Below are 23,195 nucleotides of genomic sequence, written 5' to 3' on the forward strand. Positions count from 1 at the left end.
GAACCGTGTGGCGCGGCGAAGACCGCGCCACCGGTGAGCCGGTAGCGATCAAGCTGTTGCACGACAGCCTGCTGAGACAGCCCCGCCTGGTCACCCGGTTCGTCCAGGAGCGCACGATCCTGCTGATGCTGCGGCATCGCAACGTGGTGCGGGTCCGTGACCTGTTCAGCGCGGGGGAGAGCCTCGGCCTGGTGATGGACCTGGTCAGCGGGGGCAACCTGCGCGACCACCTGCACCGGAAGGGAACCGTTCCGCCCAGCGAGGCGGTGCGGCTCGCCGGTCAGGTGGCCTCGGCCCTCGCCGAGGCACATGACCTGGGCATCATCCACCGCGATCTGAAGCCGGACAACATCCTGCTGCGCGACGACGACGGTGAGCTGGAGACCCGGCTCACCGACTTCGGGATCGCCCGGATACTCGCGCTGCCGAGCATGACCACGCCGAACGCGGTGGTCGGCACGCCGCACTACATGGCCCCCGAGGCGTTCCACGGGGCCACACCCAGCCCGGCCACCGACGTCTACGCGCTCGGGGTGCTTCTCTACGAGCTGGTCAGCGGCCAGCCGCCGTACCGCAGCGACTCGATACCGGAGCTCATGCGCCTGCACGCCGAGGGTGCTCCGGAACGGCGTACCGGCATCCCCGACCCGCTCTGGCGGATCATCACGATGTGCCTGGCCGTGAAAGCGCGTCAGCGTCCGAGCGCCGCTGACCTCGTCACCGACCTGGGCTTTCTCGCCCGCAATCTCAGTGACACGCCCGCGCTGTCCCGCCCGGGCAGCCCTCCGGAGCAGTCGCTCGTCTTCGAATCGGTGCCGCGGCCGGTCGTACCCCGGCGTCGCCGTTTTCGCGGCAACGCTGCGCCCGCCGGCCGATTTTCGCGTCCCGGCGTGACCGCGTTCGCTGTCACCGGCGCCATGCTCGCCTCCGGCATCGCCACCAGCGCCTGGCATCTGAGTCGCCCCGGTGGTGATCCCCAGGAGGTGCCCACGGTGGTCACCGCGCCCAGCCGGCCCCTGCTGGCGGCCTCGCCGCCGGTCTCGACGCCGGCTCGGCCGGCTTTGTCGGCGGCCTCGGTCGCCGCGCGCGATGCCGCGGCCCCGCGCCCGCCTGCGGCGATCACCACCACCCGGCCCGCGCGTTACCCCAGGTCAGCGACGGGCGTCGCGCATTCCGCGCCCAAGCCTGCTTCGGTACGCACAAAGCACCCGGCCTCCTCACGAAACCGCGGCCGGTCTCACGTCCCGGAGGGCAAAGCGGCAAAGGGTCGATGGCAGTGCTCGCCGGGCCTGATCCTCGACCTGCGCACCCGTGCACCGCTGGGCCCGCGACCCTGTCACCAGCTGGGCGACGAGATCCAGTTCCGGGCGGCACTGACCGCACCGGCCGGCGGCCGGGGACGCATCTCGGTGGCGTTGCAGGACGCCCGCACCGGCCGCACCGTGGCCGGGCCCCGGACCTGTGACGACCTGTCGTTCACCCGGCGCTCGATCACCCAGGACTGCGGCCCGCTGATGGCCGAGCCGCGGCGGGGCCGGCAGTACGCGGTCGTGATGACGTACCGGTACGTCAGAGACGGCCGGACCGCGTCGCGCACGGCCGTGGGCCGGCCGTTCCGATGGTGAGGGGTTCCCGCCTTGCCGGACCTCTCGGCGGCCTTTCAGCCGCGGAAGCTGGAGCGCAGGCGGTCGGCGAGGCTCGGGGGTGGCGGTGGCGGCACCGGGCGACGCGTGGACGGCGGCTCGGAGCGGCCGATCGGGCGGTCGTAATCGGTCACCGCGATCGCCTCGATGATCTGCTCCTCGGTGAAGTGCTCGGAGCCGGGGATCGTTTCGACGAACCCGACGAGGACCCCGTTGCGCATCACCTGGGCCTGTAGCCCGGCAGCGCCGGCCTCCCACTCGGCCTCACGGCCGTCGGGCATGACGACGCGAATGCCGTAACCAGCGCCGCCGGCGCGGGGTAGCCGGACGTGCGCGAAAACGTTGCGGTCCCGCAGGGTCTGCACCAGGCGCCGGGTCCGGCTCTCTTCCATGACGGAAAATCTAGCTCGCGGATCTGAGGACACGCTGAAGATCGGCTCGACGGCCGTTGTACGTCAGTCACAGAGAGAACATGAAACATCACCCGTGGACGTAACCCCAGGTCACATCGACGCATGTTACTCCCCTGTAACAGGAATGTCACTGGATTCCTTTTCTCGATACCTTGACTTACTGTTCGGTAACCGAAGCGCTTCGGCCCTGAAGTCCCCACGCGGATATCGGAGGCCATCGATGAGAACGGCTACCGTCCTCGCCACTCTCGTCACCACCGCACTGAGCCTCGTCCTCGCCGCACCCGCCCAGGCGGCGAGCACCGTCGACTATGTCGCCCTCGGCGACTCGTACTCCTCCGGCGTCGGCGCACCCGGCCAGTCCGGAACGTGCCTGCGCAGCAACAACAGCTACGCGGCACAGTGGGCCGCACGGAACTCACCCGCCTCGTTCCAGTTCCTGGCCTGCGGCGGCGCGGTCACCGACGACGTCCTCAAGACCCAGGTGCCGGCCATGAAGGCCGGCGCCGACCTGGTCAGCATCACGATCGGCGGCAACGACGCGGGCTTCGCGCCGACCGTCATCACCTGCCTCACCTCCAGCGACTCGGCCTGTGCCGCCAAGGTCGAGTCGGGCAAGACGTACGTGAACAACACGCTGCCCGGCAAGCTCGACGCGGCGTACCAGGCGATCCGGGCGAAGGCTCCGGACGCGCGGGTGGTCGTCCTGTCGTACCCACTGATCTTCGACACGACGTCGGTGCTCTGCGAGATGAGCATCGCCAAGCGCAAGTCGCTGAACAGCGGGGCACAGGTCCTCGACGAAATGATCAAAAGCCGGGCCGCGGCGGCCGGTTTCGTCTTCTCCGACGTACGCGACGAGTTCAGCGGCCACGGGGTGTGCTCGTCCCGCCCGTACCTCAACGGCCTCACCGTGATCCCGCCGCAGAACTCCTACCACCCGAACACCAGCGGCTACACGAACGGCTACCTCCCGGCGCTGTCCGGCTCAGCCGGCTGACGATCCCTCGCGGAGTGCCGCAACCCAGCGGCACCTCGCGGGGACCGGAACCGCCGCCGGGCCGCATCAGGATCGTTTCCTATGGCCCGACTGAACACGCTGCTCTTCCTGGTCGTCGTCGCGCTCAGCGTGGTCGCCCTGATCGACTGCCTGTCGACTGACCGGGCCCGGCTGAGGTCGTTCCCGCGGGGCGCCTGGATCGTGCTGATCCTGCTCTGCCCGGTGGCCGGCGCGATCGCCTGGTTCCGCGCGGGCCGCGCGACGTCATCGAGGGACATCCACGTGCCGGTGGCCGTGCAGGGCGCACCCATCGGCCCGGAGGACGACCCCGAGTTCGTCAAGATGCTGGCCGCCCGGATCTCCGGGGTCTAGGCGGAGTCGCGCCAGATGATCGGGGTGTCCAGCAGTTCGCCGTGGTGTTCGACCTGTTCGCCGGCGAGCTGGCGGAGCACCAGCTGGGCCGCGAACGAGCCGAGTTCCTTCGCCGGCTGGTGCACGGTGGACAGCTGCGGCTGGCAGCGGACCGCCCATGTGCTGTCGTCGAAGCCGACGACACCCACGTCGCCGGGTACGCTCCGGCCGGCCTCGCGCAGCGCTTCCAGGGCGCCGGCTGCTATTGCGTCGGATGCTGCGAAGACGCCGTCGATGGCGGGCTCGCGTTCGAGCAGGAGCCGCATCCCCTTGACCCCGGACCCGTAATCGTAGTGCGGTACGTCCGCCACGAGGCTGGGGTCGAATTCCGTACCCAAGGCGTTTTTGAAGCCGGTGAGGCGGTCCAAGCCTGAGTCGCGGTCGAGCGCGGCCGCGATCATGCCGATGCGTCGCCGGCCGCTTGCGGCCAGGCGCGCGGTGATCGAGCGTGCCGAGCCGACGTTGTCTATCCCGACGAACGGGATGCTGTCGCTCAATTCGGGTGGATGACCGACAAATGCCGCCGGAATCCGCAGGTCGGCGATTACCTTGATGATCGGATCCCGGGTCCGGGCCGACACCACGATCGCACCGTCGACGAAGCCTCCGCTGAGGTAACGGGCAACCCGCTCGGTGTCGCGCGCGGACTCCACCACCAGGCTGACCATCTGGTGGTCGGCGAGGGAGAGCGCGGCGTTCGCGCCGAGCATGATCGCGCCGATGTTCGGGTCGTCGAGGAAGAGCGAATGCGGTTCCAGGGCGACGAACGCGACCGCCTGCGAGCGGCGCATCTTCAACGTACGCGCGGCGTTGTTCGGCACGTAGCCGACGTCGGTGATGGCGGCTTCGATCGCGGCGCGGGCTTCGGCCGAGACATATCCGCCGTTCAGCACCCGGCTCACGGTGCCTCGGGACACGCCCGCGGCAGCCGCGATGTCGTGCACGGTGGCGCGTTTCTGAGGCTTCGGCCGGGACATGCGATCAATGTAGCGCCGCAGCTATTGACCGAGTGCCAGGCCAGTCCTACTGTGTGCACGTTCACACAACCGTAACGGCCGGTTAGGTCCGCGGAAATGTGTGCACGTGCACACACCTGTGACCAGGAGTTTTATGTTCACCATGCCCATACCGGGAATCAGCCTCGGCTGTGATTACAACCCGGAGCAGTGGTCGCCTGATGTTTGGCGCGAGGACGTCGCGTTGATGCGCCGGGCCGGCGTCGATCTCGTGGCCGTCAACATCTTCGGCTGGTCGAACCTGGAACCGAGCCCCGGCCGGTACCACTTCGACGACCTCGACGAGGTCGTCGGCCTGCTGCACGACAACGGGATCAAGGTCAACCTCGGCACCGGCACCTCATCGCCGCCGCCGTGGCTCAGCACCCTGTACCCGGAGATCCTGCCGGCCGCGGCCGACGGCACCCTGCGGTACCCGGGTGGGCGTCAGGCCTGGTGCCCGAGCTCGCCGGTCTTCCGCGAGCGGGCGTTCGCCCTGGTCGAGCAGGTCGCGCAGCGGTACGGCGAGCACCCGGCCGTCGCGCTCTGGCACGTCTCCAACGAGCTGGGCTGCCACAACGCGCTCTGCTACTGCGAGGCGAGCGCGGATGCGTTCCGGAATTGGCTCCGCGAGCGCTACCGCAAGATCGAGACGCTGAACGAGGCCTGGGGCACGTCGTTCTGGAGCCAGCGGTACGGCGACTGGTCCGAGATCCAGCCGCCGCGTCTCGCGTTGTCGCTGCGCAACCCGGCCCAGATCGTCGACTTCCACCGGTTCAGCTCCGACGAACTGCTCGGTTACTACCGGGGCGAGACGGAGATCCTGCGCCGGTACTCAGCCGCGAAGGTCACCACGAACTTCATGGTCACCGCGCACATCCGCAACCTGGACTACTGGTCCTGGGCGCCGGAGATGGACGTCGTGGCGAACGACCACTACCTGGACCACCGCCTCGGCGACCCGGTCGCGGAGCTGGCCTTCGCCGCCGACCTGACCCGGGGCCTGGCCGCGGGCAAGCCGTGGATGCTGATGGAGCAGGCGGCCGGCGCGGTCAACTGGCAGCCGCACAACCTCACCAAGGCGCCGGGCGAGATGATCCGCAACTCGCTCACCCACGTGGCCCGCGGCGCCGACTCGCTCTGTTTCTTCCAGTGGCGCGCGTCGGCACAGGGTGCCGAGAAGTTCCACTCGGCGATGCTGCCGCACGCCGGCACCGACACCGTCGCCTGGCGCGAGGTGCTGCGGCTCTCCGAGACGCTGGACCGGATCGGCGAGGTCGCCGGCACCCAGGTCGAGTCGGACGTCGCGCTCGTCTTCAGCTGGGAGTCCTGGTGGTCGGCCGAGGGTGAGGCCCGTCCGTCGCAGGCGGTCACCTACCTCGACCAGGTGCACAAGGCGCACCGGGCGCTGCGCGAGCTGGGCGTCACCGTCGACGTGGTCGCGCCGGGGGCCGATCTCAGCGAGTACAAGCTGGTCGTCGTCCCGTGCCTCTACATGGTGAGTGACGCCGACGCCGAGAAGTTCGAGGACTACGCGGCGGCCGGCGGGAGCCTGCTCGTCACGTTCTTCTCCGGGATCGTCGACGAGCGGGACCGGGTCCGCCTCGGCGGTTACCCGGGCGCGTTCAAGAACGTGCTCGGCGTGCACGGCGAGGAGTTCGCCCCGATGCTGCCCGGCCACCAGGTCCAGCTCAGCAACGGCGCGACCGGAACGCTGTGGACCGAGCGCCTGCGCACCACGACGGCCGAGACGATCGCGACCTATTCCGACGGGCCGCTGCCGGGTGTTCCGGCGATCACCCGCAACGTTCTCGGCGAAGGCACGGCCTGGTACGTCGCTACCGAGCTTGACCCGCGAGGCCTGCGCGAACTGGTCCGCAACGCGGTCACCGAGGCAGGCGTGACACCCGCCGGGCCGGAGTCGAACGGTGACCTGGAGGTGGTCCGGCGTTCCGGCGACGGCCGCTCCTACCTGTTCGTCGTCAACCACGGCACCACCCCCGTGGCGATCGAAGCGGGCCATGACCTGGTCACCGGCGTGCCGATAACAGAGGTCGCCGCCGGCGGCGTCGCGGTGATCAAGGAGGAGAGGAAATGACCAGGAAGCGGCCGGTAGGCGCACTACTCTTCTTCATTCTCCCGTTCGGGCTGCTCTTCGCGGCCTTCTACCTGGCGCCGATCGCGTACGCGATCAAGCAGTCCCTCTACAAGGTCGAGCGCACCGGGACATTCGGCCCGGCCCGCGAGGTCTTCGGCGGACTGGCCCAGTACGAGCGCGTCTTCGCGGACGGGCCGTTCTGGGAGTCGATCGGCCGGGTGCTGCTGTTCGGCGTGGTCCAGGTCCCGGTGATGCTTGGCCTGGCCCTGGTGCTGGCCCTGCTGCTCGACTCGGGACTGGTCAAGGGCCGGCGGTTCTTCCGGCTCGCGTTCTTCGTTCCGTACGCGGTCCCCGGTGTCGTCGCGGCGATCATGTGGGGCTTCCTGTACTCGCCGAACCTGTCGCCGTTCAGCAGCGTGACCAGCGCGGTCGACCTGCTCTCCGCCGACCTGGTGCTCTGGGCCATGGCGAACGTCGTGACCTGGGTCTACGTCGGTTACAACATGCTGATCATCTACTCCTCGCTGCTGGCGATCCCGCAGGAGGTGTACGAGGCGGCGAAGATCGACGGCGCCGGGGCGATCCGCACCGCGTGGTCCATCAAGATCCCGCTGGTGATGCCGGCGATCGTGCTGACCACTGTCTTCTCGATCATCGGCACGCTGCAGCTGCTCGCCGAGCCGGCCGTGTTCCGGACCTTCAGCTCCGCGGTGACCAGCGCGTACACGCCGAACCTGACCGTGTACTCCACCTCGTCCATCCCGAACTTCAACCTGGCGGCGGCGTTCTCGGTGGTCCTCGCGCTTGCCACGTGCGTGCTGTCCTTCGCCTTCCTGAAGGTCACCCAGCGAGGAGGCGACAAGTGATCTCCCCTTTGAAAAGAAGCCTCCCCATGCTGGTCATGGGCGCCTGCACCCTCTATTTCCTGGTCCCGATCTGGTGGCTGCTGGTCGCGGCCTCCAAGAGCCGGTCCCAGTTCAGCAACACCGACCCGCTCTGGTTCGCCGACTTCTCGCTGTTCGACAACCTGAACGAGCTCTTCTCCTACCGGGACGGCGTCTTCCTGCGCTGGATGCTCAACAGCGTCGTCTACACCGGCGGCGCGGCCCTGCTCGGCACCGTGCTGGCCGCGATGTGCGGGTACGCCCTGGCGAAGTACCGCTTCCCCGGCCGGGAAGCGATCTTCAACGTGGTGCTGAGCGGCGTCCTGGTGCCGGCCACCGCGCTGGCCCTGCCGCTGTTCCTGATCTTCAGCCAGTTCAACGCCACAAACACGTTCTGGTCGGTGTTCCTGCCCAGCCTGGTCAACCCGTTCGGTGTCTACCTGGCGCGGATCTACGCCACCGCCAGCGTGCCGGACGAGCTGCTCGAAGCGGCCCGCCTCGACGGCTCCGGCGAGGTACGGACGTTTTTCACGGTCTCCACCAAGCTGATGTTCCCGGCCCTCGTGACGATCTTCCTGTTCCACTTCGTCGCCGTCTGGAACAACTTCCTGCTGCCGCTGATCATGCTCGGCAACGAGCGGCTCTTCCCGGTGACCCTCGGCCTCTACTCCTGGAACACGCAGGTCAACCAGATCCCGGAGCTCCGGATGCTGGTGCTGACCGGCGCGCTCGTCTCGATCATCCCGCTGGTGATCGCATTCCTGCTTCTCCAGCGGTTCTGGCGCAACGGCCTCGGCTCAGGCGCCATCAAGTAAGTCGCACGAAACCCCTCTCACCCCATCCAAAAAAACGAGAAATGAGAAGTCAATGCGCCTTCCCATGCGCTCACTCGGCATCCTGCTGACCTCAGCACTTGCCTTGACCGCCTGTTCGTCCGGCGGCGACGACGACGCGGCGACCACGGCCGGTGCGGCCAGCTGTGCCCCGTCGTCCGGCCCGGTCACCCTGAACTACACCACCTGGATCCCCGGGATCGAGAACGTGGTGAAGGTCTGGAACGACGCCAACCCGAACATCCAGGTCAAGGTGCAGACCGGCCCGAACGGCAACGGTGGCACCTACCAGAACTTCTTCAACCAGCTGAAGGCCGGCAACGCGCCCGACCTCGGCCACATCGAGTACGACGCGCTGCCCAGCTTCCGGGTGCAGGACGGCCTGGAGAACCTGGCCGGCTGCTCCGAGGTGACCGCGGCCAAGGACCAGTTCGTCGACTGGACCTGGGGTCAGGTCACGTTCGGCGAGGAGAACTCGGTCTACGGCATCCCGCAGGACGCGGGCCCCATGGCGTTGTTCTACCGCAAGGACCTGTTCGAGAAGAACAACATCGCGATCCCGACCACCTGGGACGAGTACGCCGCTGCCGCCGAGAAGGTGAAGGCCGCCGGTGGTTACATCACCAACTTCTCGCAGAGCGACATCAACCAGTTCGCGGGTCTTGCCTGGCAGGCCGGCGGCCGCTGGTTCAGCAACGACGGCTCCAAGTGGACCGTGAACCTGGCCGACGAGAACACCACCAAGGTCGCCAACTACTGGCAGGGCCTGCTCGACAAGAAGCTCGTTTCGAGCGTCCCGCCGTGGACGACCGAGTGGGACAACGCGTACAACACCAGCAAGGCGTGGACCTGGGTCTCCGCGGTGTGGGGCGCCAACTCGATCATCTCCGGCGCGCCGGACACCTCGGGCAAGTGGGCCGTCGCCCCGATGCCGCAGTGGACCGCCGGCGGCACCGTCGCCGGTAACTGGGGTGGCTCGGCCACCGCGGTCTTCAAGGGCTCGAAGCACCCGTACGAGGCTGCCAAGTTCGCTCTGTGGCTGAACACCAACGAGGAGGCGCTGACCCTGCTGAACAAGGAGGCGCAGCTCTACCCGGCGACCAAGGCCGGCGCGTCGCTGCCCGCCCTGAAGCAGGGAGTCGACTTCTACGGCGGCCAGGCGATCTACGATGTGTTCGCGCAGGCCTCCGGCCAGGTCGCTGCCGACTTCGTCTGGGGACCGACGATGACCTCCACGTACACCTCCGCCTCGGACGGCTTCAAGGGCGCCGTCTCCGGCAACGGCACGCTGCTCGACGCGCTGAAGAAGGCGCAGACCTCGACCGTCGAGACCCTCAAGTCTCAGTCGATCCCGGTCGCCGAGTGACCGTGCTCCACCTCCGCGCCGCGGGCGTCAGCCTTGTGCTTGACGCCCGCGGTGGCGTTCCCTGCGTCATCCACTGGGGTGCTGACCTCGGCGAACTCGACGACTTGGCGCTTGCCGCCCTCGCCGATGCGGTAGTTCCCGCTGTGCCGCCGAGCTCTGTCGACGTACCCCTGCGGTTTTCGCTCTGGCCTGGCCTTGCAGAAGGCTGGAGCGGAAGGCCTGCCTTGGCAGGCCACAGGCAAGGCGTTCCGGCGCCGGCTCTGCGATTGGTCGCTCTCGGTGATTCTTGGGTACGCGCTAAGAGCGCCGATGATTCGCTGGAGCTGACCACCGAGCTGGAGCTGACGCCGGAGGGTGTCCTGCGAATCCGGCACCGGCTGACGAACCTCGGTGACACGGACTTCGAGCTGTCCGGCCTGAACATGCTGCTGCCGATCCCGGAGCAGGCTTCTGAACTGCTCGACTTCACCGGCCTCTGGGCACACGAGCGGGAGCCGCAACGCGGTTCGCTGCGGCACGGCGTGTGGAGCCGCGAGAGCCGGCACGGCCGTCCCGGGCACGACGACGCGTTCCTGATGATGGCCGGCGAGCCCGGCTTCGGGTTCCGGCGCGGCCGGGTCTGGGCCACCCACCTGGCGTGGAGCGGCGACAAGCAGATCTGGGCGGAACGGTCCGCGCTCGGTTACGGCGCCCTCGGTGCCGGCGAGCTGCTCGAACCGGGCGAGATCCGGCTGGGTCCCGGGGATTCGTATGAGACGCCGTGGCTGATCGCGGTCTTCTCGGACAGTGGCATCGACGGGTTGTCCGACCGGCTGCATCCGTGGATCCGCTCGCGTTCGCCGCTGCGCCTGCCCCGGCCGGTCGTGCTGAACACCTGGGAAGCCGTCTACTTCGACCACGACTTCTCCGTGCTGGGTCGCTTGGTGGACGCGGCCGCATCGGTCGGCGTCGAGCGGTTCGTGCTGGACGACGGCTGGTTCACCGGGCGTCGTGACGACAAGCGGGCGCTCGGCGATTGGTACGTGGACTCCTCGGTGTGGCCGGACGGCCTGCACCCGCTGATCTCCCGCGTCGTGTCGGCGGGGATGGAGTTCGGCCTCTGGGTCGAGCCCGAGATGATCAGCCCGGACTCCGACCTGGCCCGCGCCCATCCGTCGTGGATGCTGGATTCGTCGTTGACGTGGCGCTGGCAGCGAGTTCTCGACCTCAATAATCCTGATGCGTTCGCTTTCGTGCGTGATCGACTGGCCGCGCTGCTGAGTGAGTACCCGATCGCGTACCTCAAGTGGGACCACAACCGGGACGTGCTGACGCCGGGCGCCACGCATCGTCAGACCCACGCGCTATACCGGCTTTTATCGGAATTGCGAGCTTCCTTTCCGAACGTGGAGATCGAGAGCTGCGCGTCCGGCGGCGCCCGCATCGACCTGGGCATCCTTGACCTGGTAGACCGCTTCTGGACCTCGGACACCAACGACCCGCTCGACCGGCAGAAGATCCAGCGCTGGACCAGCGTCCTGATCCCACCGGAATATCTGGGTGGTCATCTGGGCGCCGGCGCCGCCCACGTGACGGGCCGGAGTTCGGCGCTGGGGTTCCGCTTGGCGACAGCCCTGTTCGGCAGCGCCGGCATCGAGTGGAACCTGAACGCGGCGTCGCCGTCCGAGCTCGCCGTGATCGCGGAGTGGATCGCGGAGTACAAGCGCCTGCGCCCCCTGCTGCACACGGGTGTGGTGGTCCGGGCCGATGCCGCCGACCCGGCGAACGAGGTCCACGGCGTGGTGTCACAGGACCGGTCGTCGGCGGTGTTCGCCCTGGTAGCACTGGGCACGCCCCGATCCGCCCTGCCGCCACCGGTCCGCTTCCCGGGCCTGGACCCGAACCGGGTCTACACGGTCCGCCCGATCGGAACCCCGCCGAAGATGGTCCAGGACGCCGCGCCGGCGTGGCTTTCGGTGGGTTCGGTGACGCTGCCGGGCCGGGTGCTGTCCGAACTGGGCTTGCCGTCACCACTGCTGGCCCCAGAGCAGGCAATCCTCCTCTCCGTCGACGCAAGCTGACCCCCAACCACAGCCCTACGTCCCGGTTCCACTCACGCCTGCCCCACGTAGGCGCGTGTCGAGTTCGGGTGCGGTGGGCGCCTCAATTCGACACACGGGCTGGCCTCGCCCCGTGTGTGTCGAGTTGAGGTTCGAATCGCACCCGAACTCGACACGCTGACGACTTCTCCGCCACTCACGGGAGGCGAGAGTCCGACCTTGTGAGTTTGCGGCTGATACCGCGGCAGAAGCTCACAAGATCTCCGAGCGGCATCCGCCCTGAGTGGCGTTCGCGCTGAGCAGTGCCCGCGCTGAGCAGTGCCCGCCCCGCGAGGTGGGCCGGTTGGTGTGGTGGGTGCGCGCTGTGCGGCCCGTGGTCTGCCGCCGGATCTTGAGCGATTTCGCACCCTCTGATGTGGAAATTCACTCAAGATCGCTGAGGCGACGGCGGGCCGGCGACGGCGGGTAGCTCGGCGGTGGGTGGTGGCTTGGTGTTTGGGGTGGGCTAGGGCTGCTCTACGGGGATCTCCAGCCGGCTGGCGCCGGTCAGGGTCAGGAACACCCGGGTCGGTGTGCGGACCAGCCGCACGATCACATCCGTGCAGTTCGGGCAGCGGCCCACCAGCCCCGGCGCCGGTTCCCACACGCGCAGCGTCGCCACCACCCCGGAGTGCTTGCACCCCGCGCACACGAAGACCGCGTCGGTCACATCAGTCGCGAAGACCGTGCTCAGGTCGCCGCCGAGAGCGTTGCCGTCCAGCTCCATCACGCGCCGCCGAAGCGTTCGGTCCGCACCCGGGTCGGGGCATGGCCCAGCGCCACCAGGATGTCGGCCGCCGTCTCGACGAAACCTGTCGGGCCGCAGACGTAACAGTCCGGCTCGAAATCGGGCGGCCAGCCATGAGAGTTGATCGTGGCTACGTCGATTCGTTTCGGGGCGCCGGCGCCCTCCGGTGCCTTGCGCGTATAGACGAAGTGCACGTCCAGGCCGGGGTTCTCGCGTACCCGATGGCGCAATTCCTCAGCGTAAGCGGCATCCTCTGGCGTGCGCACCGAGTAGATCAGCCGGAAAGGCTGACGGCCGCGGGCGCGGATCATCGCCATCAGCGGGACCACGCCGGAGCCGCCGGCGATCAGCAGCACGGGCGCGGTCTGGGTGTCGCGCCAGACGAACCAGTTGCCGATCGCGCCGCGCACCTCGATCTTGTCGCCGACCTCGACCACGTCGGTCAGGTACGGCGACACCTCGCCGTCGTCGAGCCGCTGGATCGTGAGTTCCACCGACGGGGAGGACGGCGACCAGGCCGACGCGATCGAATAGCTGCGCTGGGCGACATATCCGTCATCGGCCGTCAGCCGGATGTCGACGTGCTGCCCGGGCAGGTGACCGCTCCAGCCTGGCACGTCGAGTACCAGGGTGCGCGCCGTCTTCGTCTCCCAGCGGACCGCGGTGACCGTCGCGGCCCGCCAGGTGATGCGCTTGATCATGGAACGATCAGTCGCCCTGGTAGCGCTGCTCGCGCCACGGGTCGCCGTACATGTGGTAACCGCCGGCCTCCCAGAAACCGGGCTCGTCGTCGTTGAGCATCTCGAGGCCGTTGACCCACTTCGCGGACTTCCAGAAGTACAGGTGCGGCACGATCAGCCGGACCGGTCCACCGTGTTCCGGGTGGAGCGGCTCGCCGTCGAACTCGTACACAAGCCAGGCTTTGCCCTCAAGGAGGTCGTCGAGCGGCACGTTCGTGGTGTAACCGCCGTAGCTGTGCGCCATCGTGTAGTCCGCCGCCGATTCGACGTCCTCGAAGAGGGTGTCGAGCGAGACGCCCTTCCAGGTGGTGCCGAGCTTCGACCACTTGGTGACGCAGTGGATGTCGACGGTGAATTCCTCGGACGGCAGAGCGGTGAACTCTTTCCAGTCCCAGGAGTGCTTCTCGCCGGTCTCCGTGGTGATCGTGAACTTCCACTTGTCCAGCGGGATGCGCGGGGTCGGCCCGGCGGAGAGCACCGGGAAGTCGTGAGTCAGGTACTGGCCGGGAGGCAGGCCGGGCAGCGACTCACGCCGCCGCCCGCCGAAGCCGCGAGAGATGATGCCCATGACAGGAAGTAAACAGCACTCGCATTACCTACGGGGTCAGGCTTTGACCGTGCCGCTGGTTACGCCCGCCACAGTCTTGGTGCCGGCGATCACCACGCGATAGCTCGCGCCGCTCACCAGGCCGGTGATCGTGCGGGTCGCGGTCGTGCGGAACGTCCTCACCGTCTTCCACTTCTTGTTCTGATACCGCTGCACCGTCATGGTCTGGCCGGACGCTCCGGCCACCTTCACCGTGATCACACTCTTCTTGCTCCGAACCGCCGTGACCTTGGCCTTCACCGTGTAACTCGCGGTCGCTGCGGCCGCAGCAAAATCAACAGACGAGGGTACGAACAAACGAGCGCGGTAGTGAGCGTTCGCGACCCTGGTGAACGTGTACGTCCCGGCTGAACTCGTCGTGACAGGCGTGCACGTGAAGGCGGCGCCGGCCACCGAGAGGCACGCCGACACTGTCGCGTTCGCGAGCGGCTTGCCGCCGGTCATGGCAGTGAACGTGGTGGTGGTCCGCGTCCCGTACCCGACGGTCCGGGTGCTGACGGTCGACGTGACGTACTGTCCGGCGGCGGTGAGCGCGGCCACCGCGTCGACCCGCCCGTTGCCATAGTTGTAGTCGAACCCGGCAGCACCGAGGTCGACCGCGGACGCCTCCAGGATCTTCTCGATCTGGCTCGGGTTGAGCGCCGGCTGGTACGCCTCCAGCAGTGCCGCCACCGCCGCGACCTGCGGTGCGGCCATCGAGGTGCCGCTCATCGCGGCATATTCGCCGCCGGTCAGAGCGGTCGGGTACGTACTGACGATGTTGCTGCCCGGCGCGGCCACGTCGACGTAGCTGCCGGCGTTCGAGTACGACCCGTACCGGTCGGCGGAGTCGGTAGCGGCGACCGCGATCACCCCGGTGTCGGCGGCCGGATAACTGATCGGGCTGCCGTCCTCCCGCTCGTTGCCGGCGGCGGCGACCACGGTGACGCCCTTGCCCCGGGCGTACGCGACAGCGTCGGAGAGCGCGCTGAGTTTCGTGGTGGAGCCGAGCGACATGTTGATCACGTTGGCACCGTGGTCGGTGGCCCAGACGATGCCTTCGACGACGTCGGACATGTATCCGGCCCCGTTGGCGCCGAAGACGCGTACCGGGAGGATCTTGGCGTCCGGGGCGACGCCGGAGACGCCGACGCCGTTGCCGGTGACCGCGCCGATGATGCCGGCCACGTGGGTGCCGTGCCCGTTCGCGTCGGTGGTGCCGCCGGCCTTGCCGTTCAGGACGTCGTACCCGGCCAGCACCTTGCCGGCGAGGTCCGGGTGCGCGGCGTCGACACCGGTGTCGATAACGGCGACGGTCACCCCGGCGCCGGTCGACGTCGCCCAGGCCGTCGGCGCCTTGATCTTGGTGAGCCCCCACTGCTGCTTGCGGTACGGGTCGGAACCGGTCGGCGCGGCGGCCACCCTCACCGGGACGTCGAGCTGCGCGTTCGGCACCGTCGCCAGCAGTTCGGCGGTCTCGGCCCGGTCGGTCGCCTCGTGCACGGTGACCACGGGCCGGCCGAGCGCGTCGACGGTCGTGCCGACCACCCGTGCGGGCTGGGCCTCGGTGACCGTGGCGGGCACACCCGCGTACGACACGCCGGGGAGCGCGATCGCGCCCAGCCCGGCCGCCAGGGAGATCGCCAAGGTGCCGGTGAACAACCGCACGTAAAGCCGCCTTCCGCTCGTCGGTCCGACCTTTGGAGCCGGTCCCGACTACGGTCCGTGGCGTGGAGAGCTTTACGGGCAGGCCCGGGGTGCGGTCCGGGTGCGGCTAAAGTCGCCTCATGCCGTTGAGTGGTGAGTACCTGCCGAGCACGTCGGACTGGGCACGCAAGCAGGCCGAGAAGTACGAAGCGACGGATGGCGCACAGGCGAACGACATCCAGGGAATGCCGATCATCGTCCTGAGCAGCATCGGGGCGAAAACCGGAGCGCTGCGCAAGACCGCGCTGATGCGCGTCGAGCACGACGGGGAGTACGCGGTCGTCGGCTCGCTGGGCGGCGCCCCGAAGAACCCGGTGTGGGTCTACAACGTCCGCAAGAACCCGCACGTCGAGCTCCAGGACGGCGAGGCCAAGCAGGACTACTCGGCCCGCGAGGTGGAGGGCGCCGAGCGCGAGATCTGGTGGGAGCGGTCGGTCGCCGCGTACCCGCCGTACGCCGACTATCAGAAGAAAACCGACCGCCTCATCCCGGTCTTCGTCCTGACGCCCCGCTGAAAAAGCGGATGCCTCAGCAGGCCGCAACGCGGATCATGAAGTGATGGACACCCCCCACCAGCTTCCGGTCGCCGGCACCGTGGATGACGGCGACCGGCTGGTGGACATCGTCGACCTGATCGCCCTTGACCCGTTCGTCACCGGCCGCGAGCCGTACGGCCGGACCACCCACCTGGAGAACGTCCGTCCCGACGCGCTGCTGAGCGTGCCGGACGGGACCGTCCTGCGTGACGCCGTCGAGGAGGACGGCCACAACCGGATCATCGTGGGCGACGGCTGGACGCTGCACGTGATGCGCTGGAAGCAGAGCCGCCGCGCCCGGGTGACGATCACCGCGACCAGCGCCGAACTGGCCGAGAAACTGCTCGGCGAAGCGGTGGCCGACGCGGTCGAGGAGCCGCCGGCCGAGGCCGGGACGGTGCCGATCGGGTTCTGGCACTTCGGCCAGCACGGCCCGCGCCGCGCTGAGCGGCAGATCGACGCGGAGCCGTGGGAAGACATCCGCCGCAACTACGCCGCTCCGGTCGCGGAGACCCTGGAACGGCTGATGAAGCTCGACAACACGTCGATCACCGGCCGGATCCTGCTGCTGCACGGCGAGCCCGGCACCGGCAAGACCACCGCGCTGCGAGCACTCGCCCAGCAGTGGCGGTCCTGGTGCCAGGTCGACTGCGTTCTCGACCCGGAGCGGCTTTTCGCCGATCCGGCGTACCTGATGAGCGTGGCCCTGGGCAGCGGCGACGACGAGGAGCCGAAATGGCGGCTGCTCATGCTGGAGGACTGCGACGAACTGATCCGCGGCGAGGCCAAGGCGAGCGCCGGCCAGGCGCTGTCCCGGCTGCTCAACCTCACCGACGGCATGCTCGGCCAGGGCCGCAACGCGCTGATCGGCATCACCACGAACGAGGACCTCGCGACGATGCACCCCGCCGTGATCCGGCCGGGCCGGTGTCTGGCGAGCATCGAGGTGGGCCGGTTGCCGTACCAGGAGGCGGTCTCCTGGCTGGGCTCACCCACCGGCGTCTCCCCGGACGGCGCGACGCTCGCGGAGCTCTACGCCCTGAAGACCGGCGCCAAGCCGGTCACCGTCCCCCAGCAGGCAACCCCGTTCGGCATGTACCTCTAGAGGCATCTCGTGGACTCGACGATCAAACGGATCAAGGCGTGCCTCAACGGCGGGCGGTCCCGGGACGAGCATCCCGCCGTACCGGTCACGCCCGGCGAACTGGCCGCCGACGCTGCCGCCGCGGTGGCAGCCGGCGCTGAGGCATTGCACGTGCACCCGCGCGAGCCGGGCGGCGGCGCGCAGTCGCTGGATCCCGGCGATGTGGCCGCCGCCGTCACCGCGGTGCGCCGGGCTTGTCCGACAGTGCCGGTGGGGGTGACGACCGGCTTGTGGATCAGCGACGGCGACATCGGGCGGCGGCTCGCGACGGTGGCCCGCTGGGCCGGCCTGCCACCGGCCGCCCGGCCGGACTTCGCGTCGGTCAATGTCAGCGAGCCCGGTTTCGCCGACCTGGCCGAGGCGCTGCAGCGGGCGGGCATCGCCGTCGAAGCGGGGGTGTGGTCGCCCGCCGACGCCCGGACGCTGGCCGCCACCCAGGGATCCTGGCTGCGCGTCCTGGTGGAAATCATCGACGGTACGGCCGAGACAGCCGTCGCCGCGGCCGACGCGATCCTCACCAGCCTCGATGATCTCGGGGTCACCGCACCACGGTTGTTGCACGGCGAGGACGCGACGTGCTGGCCGCTGGTCGCTCACGCGGGCCGCTTGGGGTTACCCACACGCATCGGCCTGGAGGACACCCTCGCCGGCCCGGCCGGCGACCCGGCCACCGGCAACGCCGACCTGATCCGCCAGTCCCTGACCGTCTGGACCGCGCCGCCGCCGCACCGATGAGTGCGGAGAGCTGGTGCTCAGTCGAGCCAGCAGATCACCGCGTCGCCATCCTTGGCGGCTGCCGCGAAGAAGCTCTTGACCCCCGGCAGGAAGTGGGCGACCCACAACAGCTCACCCGGCCTCTCCCAGGTGCCGGGGTAGATCTCGGCCCGATTCAGCTCGGCCTGGTCGACGTCACGAATCAAGTCGTCTTCGGTAAGCGGAGCGAGTCGCGAAGCCGCGACCGCCACTTGGGTCGGCGTCAGATAGGCAGGTGGCCCGTAGCCCCAGTCGTGTTCGAGATTTTCCAGGAAGTCGAACATCTCCTCGCTGTCCGGCTCGGCGTCCGGAAATTCGACGAAGTTCTCCGCGCCGAGGACCAGCGAATCTTCGAAGCCGAGCCGGTCGAGGAGGAAATCGAGACCGTTCCACGCCTTGCCCGTGCCGGTCCAGCGAGGGGATTCGCCGTCCTTCTCCGTGGTGGCGAGTTCGTGGGCCCACTCGAGGTCGGTCCTGGCGTGTTCCAGTTCGTCCGGGGACACGCGCAGCCAGTTGCCGTTCATGCTCACGAGGCAGCAGCCTAAACGCCGCTCTGTGGTGCAACCTTCCGCCGGGCCTGCCGCGACAGTAGAGCGACAGGGAACAATACCGACGGGGGAGAGGGATGCGCTCCGACGAGGAACGTGAGTACGTCGAGTACGTGAGCGGGCGCCTGCCGCGCCTGCATCGTGCCGCCTACCTGCTCTGTGCCGACTCATTCCAAGCGGACGACATCGTCCAGACCACGCTCACCTCGCTCTATCTGGGATGGCGCAAGGCCGTCCGTGCGGACAACCTCGATGGGTACGTGCACCGCATCCTGGTACGCCGATTCCTGGACGAGAAACGCCGGCCGTGGACGCGGGTGCTTCTCGGCGATCGGATCCCGGAGACGCCGGCCGTGGCCGACCGGGACGTCGAGGCGCACGACTCGCTGATGGCCGCACTCCGCACCCTGCCGAAAGGACAGCGTGCGGTGATCGTGCTGCGCTTCTTCAGCGATCTGTCGGTCGAGGCGACCGCGGAGGCGCTCGGCTGCTCCACCGGCAATGTGAAGAGCCAGTGCTCCCGCGGTCTGGCAGCCCTGCGCACGGTCCTCGGTGAGTCGGCTCTGGAAGGAACGAGGTACGAGGCATGAGTGACGAGCAGAGGCTGCGGGACGGCCTGGAGTTGATTGCCGTACCGCCGGGCCGGGTCCAGGTCGAGACGATCCTGCCGATCGCCCGGAAGAAGGTGTTCCGCCGCACCGCGGCACGGGCCACCGTCGGCGCGGCACTGGCCGTCGGTGTGCTGGTGGCGGTCCCGTCGATACTGCTGCGGCCGACCGCGGCGAAGGATCCGGCCCCGGTGATGCCGGCTGATCGGGTCGCCACCAGCCCGGTGCCGGTGGCGTGCCGGGTCGCCGAGCTTCCGGTCCCGGACGGGGTGGAAGGGGTGTCCGCGTCCGCTGTCGACCCGACCGGCCGCTACATCGTCGGCAACGGCACGGAGGGGCAGGACTTCCGTCCGGTGCTCTGGACCGACGGCCGGCCGCAGGCGCTGCCGGTGAACGCGGACTCGGTGCAGGCGACCGCCGTCAACTCCGCGGGCGTGGTGGTCGGCCTGGCCACGCGGAACAACCGGGACAGCGTCTTCCGTTTCGAGAACGGCCAGTACACCGAACTGGACCTGCCGAAGGGCGACTGGCACCCGTACCCGGAACCGGCGATCAACGCGGCCGGCGATGTGGTGATCAACGCTGAGCCGCAAGGCAACATCGAGGGCAAGGGTGCGATCGCGCTGCTCTGGCCGGGCGGCACGACGACCCCGATCACGCTGCCGCTGCCGAAGGGCGGGCACGTCCAGGAGATCCTCGACGACGGCCGGGTAGCCGGTGGGATCTACGTCGACGGGTCGGGCACCGAGCCGTGGGTCTGGAACCAGGACGGCACGGGGCAGAAACTGGCCGTGCCGAAGGGCCACAAGGCCGTCGCGTACGCGATCAGCGGCGACTGGGTCACCGGCGGCATCTGGGAGCCCGGATCGGTGGCCCTCTGGAACCTGCGCACCGGGAAGCTGACCCAGGTCAAGGGCGACCAGAACGTCGGGTTCGCGGTCAACGCCGAGGGCTGGGTGGTCGACGGCGAAGGCCGGCTGCTGAGGGACGGAAAGGCCGCGGATCTCCCGGTCACCGACAAGAAGCAGGAGGCGCTGGCCACCGACGTCTCGGACACCGGGCTGGTGGTCGGCCAGGTGATCGAACGACGCTCGGACGCCGAGGACAAGGACCTCTTCGAAGCCGGCGGCACCATCCCGGCCGAACCACAGTCCCCCCGCACCTGGCAGTGCTGACCGACGGGACCGGCGCCGCCACGGGGCAGCGCCGGTCCCGGTGGGACGTGGCCGAGGTTGTGGCAGTGGTCGGCCCAGATGCCGGGTACGCCGTCGAGGAATCCGATGCGGCGGTCGATCCTGTAGTCGAGCCGACCAGCTCAGCATTGGCCGGGCATGGGGGATGGGCAATACGCTGCGTGACGCATTCAGGGGTACGGCGTACGGCGTACGAAACAGGCCCGCCACCTCAGAGGGTGGAGGGCCTGTTGCGAGGCTGTCGAACTCAGGTGCGCGAGTAGGTCAGGCAGTCGGCCTTGTCGGCGGAGGCGCCGACAGTGATCGCCGGGGCGCGGCACTCAAGGTTCTCGTTGTACGTGCAGTCGGCCCGCTTGCAGGCGCCGACCTGGGCGGTGGCGACACCCATGCCGCCTTTCTCGCCCGAGCCGATGAAGGTGTCACACTCGGCGGTCTGCAGGCTGCCGATGGTGATCGCAAAGGCGGTACAGCCGTCGTGGTTGTAACCGCATGCGGCGACCGTACAGGTCTGGACCCGCGGCATGTTCATCATCTGCGTCATGGTTTCGACTCCCCTGATTGTTATTGGCCTCGGCTCGACCATAACCCCATTGGCGGCGTCTATTCCAGTTATCAAATGATGTTGCCGTAAAAGATTCGTTACATAAGGTAAGGCAACCCTAAAGGTCTTAGGTAAGGCATGCCTTATTCGATTAGGTAAGGCTTCCCTCTGCTCTGACCAGGGGTTGTTTGCTGCCGAGAACCCCAGGGTAACTCGTCAGATGCGATTTCCGACAGCAATTCTTTTATCGCTGGAACGCGGCCCGTACGATTCGATCTCCACCGGCGCATCAAGTATTTCAGCGATTTCTTCCGTCCAGTTCCCCGGATGGCGCAAAGTGGCCGGGACGGTTTGGTTAAGGCGCTCGGTGAGCCGTTCCTGGTAAGCCAGATCGCGGTGCGGGCCGGGCTCGATGCGGTCCCAGATCACCTCGCCGGTGCGGTACGAGGTGCACATCTTCAGCCCCTGGACGTCCAGGTGGGTCACGGCCAGGGCGTCGACGCCGCCGGCCACCTCGGCTGCGTACCGGTGGGCCACCGCGTCGAAGTGGCCGGTCCGGAAAGCGCCCTGCCAGGCGCCCTGGCCGTTGTGCGGCTCGTCGAGTCCGAGCGGCGCCTCGGTGACGAACGGTCCGGCGCCGTGCCGGGTGGTGTAGGTGCGGACCACACCCAGCCGTCGGAACGAGCCGCAGAGCTCGGTCACGTTGTCGAACGTCGTGGTCGACCAGGTCGTGTACGGGTGCCAGCCCCGCCACTCGTCGAGCAGGACTCCCTGGGCGCCCTCGAAGACGCACGGGCCTTCGCTGAGCAGGCGGTCGGTGTGGTCGCTGCCGACGATTCGGACGGCCTCGCCGAAGGCGGTGAAGGCATCGATCACGTCATCGAGCTTCAGGCCGTCGCAGGGGAGCGCCTCGGCGACGGCTTCCAGCCGCCGCCGCAGCCGTGTGGGGGAGAGGACGTCGGCGACTCTTGGCGCGTCGGGGTGCTCCAGTGCGTACGCCATGGTCTCGCCGATGCCCATCCCGCACGAACCGTGACGTGAGGCACCGCGCTGGGTCTCGCGGAGCTGATTCGCGGCGCGATGCCACGGAGTGGCGAGCAGTGCGTCCCCATCCACCGTGAGCAGGTGAAACGGGTTGCCGAGCGCGGCCGCCTCGGATGCCAGCGCCAGCGGGTCGACGATCATGAAGCGGGTGAGGTGGGTCGGGACGCCACGCAGCGTGCCCGACCCGAACTGGGCGAACGTGTGGTGCCGGCCATCCTCGGTGATCACGTTGTGGGCGGCCTGGGCACCGCCGTTGAAGCGGATTACGGCTCTTGTGGGGGACGACGAGCAGATCGCATCGACAATCGTGCCCTTGCCGGCGTCCCCATATCCAAGATCTACGACCGCGACGTGCTCTCTCACAGCCGCTGATTCCCGCCCTGACCAGCGGAGATCTCGAACGACTCGCCCCGAACCACCGCGTTGCGCTGCAGCGGCGCGAGCGCCCGGCCCACCGAGCTGCCGGCCGGCGAACCGACGTCCTCCAGGTCGGCGATGCCCTCGTCCAGGTCGATCGCGTCCTCGCCGAGGCCGACCGTCAGCGCGATCGTCTCGCAGACCGCGTCCAGGTCGTCGAGCTCCAGGACGTTCTGACCGAGCAGCTCACGCCAGCGGGCCAGCACCTCCTTGTCGCCGCCCCAGCCGGCCGCCGTCGGCAGGATGTAGTAGACGTCCCATTTGCGCTGCAGCTCGGCGATGATGTCCTCGATCGCGATCGGCTGCTTGATCGTGTCGCCGATGACCGCGTTCACCTCGCGGGGCTTGACCCTTGGGTACGGCATTTCGTCGCCGATCAGGAACAGATAGCCGCGACGACCGCGATTGACCATCGAGTCGATGATCGTGTGCCGGGCCATGAAGTACAGGGCCAGTTCGTAGGACTCGTGCTTCTGGCCGCCGCCGCCACCCTCCAGGCAGATCTTGGCGAGGTCCTCGTCCATCCGGTTGTCGGACTCGAACTGCCCCATCTGCAGCGGCGCCCGGTCACAGGTCGCGTCGCCGATCGCGCCGAACATGATCTGCGGGTCGATCGCGTAGTTCTTCCTCGTCAGCAGCCCGAGCAGCTGCGGGAGCTTCGTCTGCAGCACCCGCGGCACGTTGCCCATCGAGCCGGTCACGTCGAAGAGGACCGTGATGGGCGTACTGAAGGGGTGCTCTTCGGAGTCCCGGGCCTCGCGCATGAAGACGCCGCTGGGGTCCAGATCCGGGTGGGTGCGGCGGGCGCCGCTGTCGCTGTAGTCGAAGGCGCTCCGGCCGGTCGCGGCGCGGTACGTCGCCGCGGCGGTGTAGACGTCGGTGGACCAGTGTCCGCTTCCCATCGCTTAC

General features: G+C 68.5%; 23 protein-coding genes. 13 read left to right on the plus strand and 10 right to left on the minus strand.

Annotation, left to right across the window (positions count from 1 at the left end; genetic code table 11):
* The first annotated feature begins 5 nt into the window (after positions 1–5).
* A complete protein-coding gene (locus B0I29_RS14110; protein ID WP_245972517.1) occupies positions 6–1,625 on the plus strand; it encodes a serine/threonine-protein kinase in 1,620 nt (539 codons plus the stop codon).
* A 35-nt stretch (positions 1,626–1,660) separates the two neighbouring features.
* Here B0I29_RS14110 and B0I29_RS14115 read toward each other — a convergent pair whose 3' ends face one another.
* A complete protein-coding gene (locus B0I29_RS14115; RefSeq protein WP_111649393.1) occupies positions 1,661–2,035 on the minus strand; it encodes a hypothetical protein in 375 nt (124 codons plus the stop codon).
* A gap of 241 nt (positions 2,036–2,276) precedes the next feature.
* Here B0I29_RS14115 and B0I29_RS14120 point away from each other — a divergent pair, with 241 nt between their 5' ends.
* The gene (locus B0I29_RS14120; RefSeq protein WP_111649394.1) at positions 2,277–3,056 is read left to right on the plus strand and encodes an SGNH/GDSL hydrolase family protein; all 780 of its coding nucleotides are present in this window, start codon (positions 2,277–2,279) and stop codon (positions 3,054–3,056) included.
* 81 nt (positions 3,057–3,137) lie between these two features.
* Entirely contained in the window at positions 3,138–3,428 is a 291-nt protein-coding gene (locus tag B0I29_RS14125; protein ID WP_111649395.1) for a PLD nuclease N-terminal domain-containing protein, read from the plus strand.
* On the opposite strand, the gene B0I29_RS14130 is transcribed toward B0I29_RS14125, so the two are convergent.
* On the minus strand, positions 3,425–4,444 hold the full coding sequence (locus B0I29_RS14130; RefSeq protein WP_111649396.1) for a LacI family DNA-binding transcriptional regulator: 1,020 nt from the start codon (positions 4,442–4,444) through the stop codon (positions 3,425–3,427). The genes B0I29_RS14125 and B0I29_RS14130 overlap by 4 nt on opposite strands.
* Positions 4,445–4,586: 142 nt before the next feature.
* On the opposite strand from B0I29_RS14130, the gene B0I29_RS14135 reads away from it, so the two are divergent.
* The 5 genes from B0I29_RS14135 to B0I29_RS14155 are packed head-to-tail and all read left to right on the plus strand — an operon-like array spanning position 4,587 to position 11,703.
* The gene (locus B0I29_RS14135) at positions 4,587–6,560 is read left to right on the plus strand and encodes a beta-galactosidase (RefSeq protein ID WP_111649637.1); all 1,974 of its coding nucleotides are present in this window, start codon (positions 4,587–4,589) and stop codon (positions 6,558–6,560) included.
* Complete coding sequence (locus B0I29_RS14140) at positions 6,557–7,426, plus strand: carbohydrate ABC transporter permease (protein WP_111649397.1); 870 nt, start codon at positions 6,557–6,559, stop codon at positions 7,424–7,426. The genes B0I29_RS14135 and B0I29_RS14140 overlap by 4 nt, the downstream gene beginning before the upstream one ends.
* 26 nt (positions 7,427–7,452) lie before the next feature.
* Positions 7,453–8,259 (plus strand): carbohydrate ABC transporter permease, encoded by an 807-nt coding sequence (locus B0I29_RS14145; RefSeq protein WP_181557804.1) that lies wholly within the window; start codon positions 7,453–7,455, stop codon positions 8,257–8,259.
* A gap of 52 nt (positions 8,260–8,311) precedes the next feature.
* Positions 8,312–9,643: an ABC transporter substrate-binding protein gene (locus B0I29_RS14150; RefSeq protein ID WP_111649399.1), complete on the plus strand. Its 1,332-nt coding sequence runs from the start codon at positions 8,312–8,314 to the stop codon at positions 9,641–9,643.
* 35 nt (positions 9,644–9,678) lie between these two features.
* On the plus strand, positions 9,679–11,703 hold the full coding sequence (locus B0I29_RS14155) for an alpha-galactosidase (RefSeq protein WP_245972536.1): 2,025 nt from the start codon (positions 9,679–9,681) through the stop codon (positions 11,701–11,703).
* Between the two features lie 484 nt (positions 11,704–12,187).
* Here B0I29_RS14155 and B0I29_RS14160 read toward each other — a convergent pair whose 3' ends face one another.
* The 4 genes from B0I29_RS14160 to B0I29_RS14175 are packed head-to-tail and all read right to left on the minus strand — an operon-like array spanning position 12,188 to position 15,463.
* Entirely contained in the window at positions 12,188–12,448 is a 261-nt protein-coding gene (locus B0I29_RS14160) for a DUF6510 family protein (RefSeq protein ID WP_111649401.1), read from the minus strand.
* Positions 12,448–13,170, minus strand: coding sequence for a ferredoxin reductase (locus tag B0I29_RS14165; protein WP_111649402.1), 723 nt, complete (start codon positions 13,168–13,170; stop codon positions 12,448–12,450). Before B0I29_RS14165 ends, B0I29_RS14160 begins: the two co-directional genes overlap by 1 nt.
* Before the next feature lie 7 nt (positions 13,171–13,177).
* Positions 13,178–13,777 carry a sulfite oxidase-like oxidoreductase gene (locus B0I29_RS14170; RefSeq protein ID WP_111649403.1) on the minus strand — a complete coding sequence of 200 codons (600 nt, stop codon included), beginning with the start codon at positions 13,775–13,777 and terminating at the stop codon, positions 13,178–13,180.
* Between the two features lie 36 nt (positions 13,778–13,813).
* Positions 13,814–15,463: a S8 family serine peptidase gene (locus B0I29_RS14175; protein ID WP_111649404.1), complete on the minus strand. Its 1,650-nt coding sequence runs from the start codon at positions 15,461–15,463 to the stop codon at positions 13,814–13,816.
* 119 nt (positions 15,464–15,582) lie between these two features.
* Between B0I29_RS14175 and B0I29_RS14180 the strand changes: the two genes are divergently transcribed.
* From B0I29_RS14180 to B0I29_RS14190, 3 genes are read left to right on the plus strand one after another with little or no spacing between them, the layout of a single operon-like run.
* Positions 15,583–16,017: a nitroreductase family deazaflavin-dependent oxidoreductase gene (locus B0I29_RS14180; RefSeq protein WP_111649405.1), complete on the plus strand. Its 435-nt coding sequence runs from the start codon at positions 15,583–15,585 to the stop codon at positions 16,015–16,017.
* Between the two features lie 43 nt (positions 16,018–16,060).
* On the plus strand, positions 16,061–17,143 hold the full coding sequence (locus tag B0I29_RS14185; RefSeq protein WP_111649406.1) for a DUF5925 domain-containing protein: 1,083 nt from the start codon (positions 16,061–16,063) through the stop codon (positions 17,141–17,143).
* A gap of 9 nt (positions 17,144–17,152) precedes the next feature.
* Positions 17,153–17,917, plus strand: coding sequence for a 3-keto-5-aminohexanoate cleavage protein (locus B0I29_RS14190; RefSeq protein WP_245972518.1), 765 nt, complete (start codon positions 17,153–17,155; stop codon positions 17,915–17,917).
* 17 nt (positions 17,918–17,934) lie between these two features.
* Here B0I29_RS14190 and B0I29_RS14195 read toward each other — a convergent pair whose 3' ends face one another.
* Positions 17,935–18,459, minus strand: coding sequence for a YfbM family protein (locus B0I29_RS14195; RefSeq protein ID WP_111649639.1), 525 nt, complete (start codon positions 18,457–18,459; stop codon positions 17,935–17,937).
* 101 nt (positions 18,460–18,560) lie between these two features.
* On the opposite strand from B0I29_RS14195, the gene B0I29_RS14200 reads away from it, so the two are divergent.
* Both B0I29_RS14200 and B0I29_RS14205 read left to right on the plus strand, forming a co-directional pair.
* Positions 18,561–19,073, plus strand: coding sequence for a SigE family RNA polymerase sigma factor (locus B0I29_RS14200; protein ID WP_111649407.1), 513 nt, complete (start codon positions 18,561–18,563; stop codon positions 19,071–19,073).
* Positions 19,070–20,266, plus strand: coding sequence for a hypothetical protein (locus tag B0I29_RS14205; RefSeq protein ID WP_111649408.1), 1,197 nt, complete (start codon positions 19,070–19,072; stop codon positions 20,264–20,266). Before B0I29_RS14200 ends, B0I29_RS14205 begins: the two co-directional genes overlap by 4 nt.
* A 265-nt stretch (positions 20,267–20,531) precedes the next feature.
* Here the strand turns inward: B0I29_RS14205 and B0I29_RS14210 are convergent, their stop codons facing one another.
* The 3 genes from B0I29_RS14210 to B0I29_RS14220 all read right to left on the minus strand — a co-directional run bounded on the left by B0I29_RS14210 (position 20,532) and on the right by B0I29_RS14220 (position 23,188).
* Positions 20,532–20,825, minus strand: a complete 294-nt coding sequence (locus B0I29_RS14210; protein WP_111649409.1) for a DUF1540 domain-containing protein — start codon at positions 20,823–20,825, stop codon at positions 20,532–20,534.
* A gap of 216 nt (positions 20,826–21,041) precedes the next feature.
* A complete protein-coding gene (locus tag B0I29_RS14215) occupies positions 21,042–22,232 on the minus strand; it encodes an adenylosuccinate synthetase (protein WP_111649410.1) in 1,191 nt (396 codons plus the stop codon).
* A complete protein-coding gene (locus B0I29_RS14220) occupies positions 22,229–23,188 on the minus strand; it encodes a hypothetical protein (protein WP_111649411.1) in 960 nt (319 codons plus the stop codon). Before B0I29_RS14220 ends, B0I29_RS14215 begins: the two co-directional genes overlap by 4 nt.
* Positions 23,189–23,195 lie beyond the last annotated feature (7 nt).

It is taken from the genome of Actinoplanes lutulentus (assembly GCF_003259845.1).
Classification (GTDB): Bacteria; Actinomycetota; Actinomycetes; order Mycobacteriales; family Micromonosporaceae; genus Actinoplanes; species Actinoplanes lutulentus.

What these genes read in the sequence shown, in the direction of transcription:
- B0I29_RS14195 (WP_111649639.1), bottom strand. Translation starts at nt 18,459, where the DNA reads ATGAACGGCAACTGGCTGCGCGTGTCCCCGGACGAACTGGAACACGCC.
- B0I29_RS14200 (WP_111649407.1), top strand. Translation starts at nt 18,561, where the DNA reads ATGCGCTCCGACGAGGAACGTGAGTACGTCGAGTACGTGAGCGGGCGC.
- B0I29_RS14165 (WP_111649402.1), bottom strand. Translation starts at nt 13,170, where the DNA reads ATGATCAAGCGCATCACCTGGCGGGCCGCGACGGTCACCGCGGTCCGC.
- B0I29_RS14220 (WP_111649411.1), bottom strand. Translation starts at nt 23,188, where the DNA reads ATGGGAAGCGGACACTGGTCCACCGACGTCTACACCGCCGCGGCGACG.
- B0I29_RS14170 (WP_111649403.1), bottom strand. Translation starts at nt 13,777, where the DNA reads ATGGGCATCATCTCTCGCGGCTTCGGCGGGCGGCGGCGTGAGTCGCTG.
- B0I29_RS14150 (WP_111649399.1), top strand. Translation starts at nt 8,312, where the DNA reads ATGCGCCTTCCCATGCGCTCACTCGGCATCCTGCTGACCTCAGCACTT.
- B0I29_RS14120 (WP_111649394.1), top strand. Translation starts at nt 2,277, where the DNA reads ATGAGAACGGCTACCGTCCTCGCCACTCTCGTCACCACCGCACTGAGC.
- B0I29_RS14130 (WP_111649396.1), bottom strand. Translation starts at nt 4,444, where the DNA reads ATGTCCCGGCCGAAGCCTCAGAAACGCGCCACCGTGCACGACATCGCG.
- B0I29_RS14185 (WP_111649406.1), top strand. Translation starts at nt 16,061, where the DNA reads ATGGACACCCCCCACCAGCTTCCGGTCGCCGGCACCGTGGATGACGGC.
- B0I29_RS14160 (WP_111649401.1), bottom strand. Translation starts at nt 12,448, where the DNA reads ATGGAGCTGGACGGCAACGCTCTCGGCGGCGACCTGAGCACGGTCTTC.
- B0I29_RS14180 (WP_111649405.1), top strand. Translation starts at nt 15,583, where the DNA reads ATGCCGTTGAGTGGTGAGTACCTGCCGAGCACGTCGGACTGGGCACGC.
- B0I29_RS14125 (WP_111649395.1), top strand. Translation starts at nt 3,138, where the DNA reads ATGGCCCGACTGAACACGCTGCTCTTCCTGGTCGTCGTCGCGCTCAGC.
- B0I29_RS14210 (WP_111649409.1), bottom strand. Translation starts at nt 20,825, where the DNA reads ATGACGCAGATGATGAACATGCCGCGGGTCCAGACCTGTACGGTCGCC.
- B0I29_RS14115 (WP_111649393.1), bottom strand. Translation starts at nt 2,035, where the DNA reads ATGGAAGAGAGCCGGACCCGGCGCCTGGTGCAGACCCTGCGGGACCGC.
- B0I29_RS14140 (WP_111649397.1), top strand. Translation starts at nt 6,557, where the DNA reads ATGACCAGGAAGCGGCCGGTAGGCGCACTACTCTTCTTCATTCTCCCG.
- B0I29_RS14135 (WP_111649637.1), top strand. Translation starts at nt 4,587, where the DNA reads ATGCCCATACCGGGAATCAGCCTCGGCTGTGATTACAACCCGGAGCAG.
- B0I29_RS14205 (WP_111649408.1), top strand. Translation starts at nt 19,070, where the DNA reads ATGAGTGACGAGCAGAGGCTGCGGGACGGCCTGGAGTTGATTGCCGTA.
- B0I29_RS14145 (WP_181557804.1), top strand. Translation starts at nt 7,453, where the DNA reads ATGCTGGTCATGGGCGCCTGCACCCTCTATTTCCTGGTCCCGATCTGG.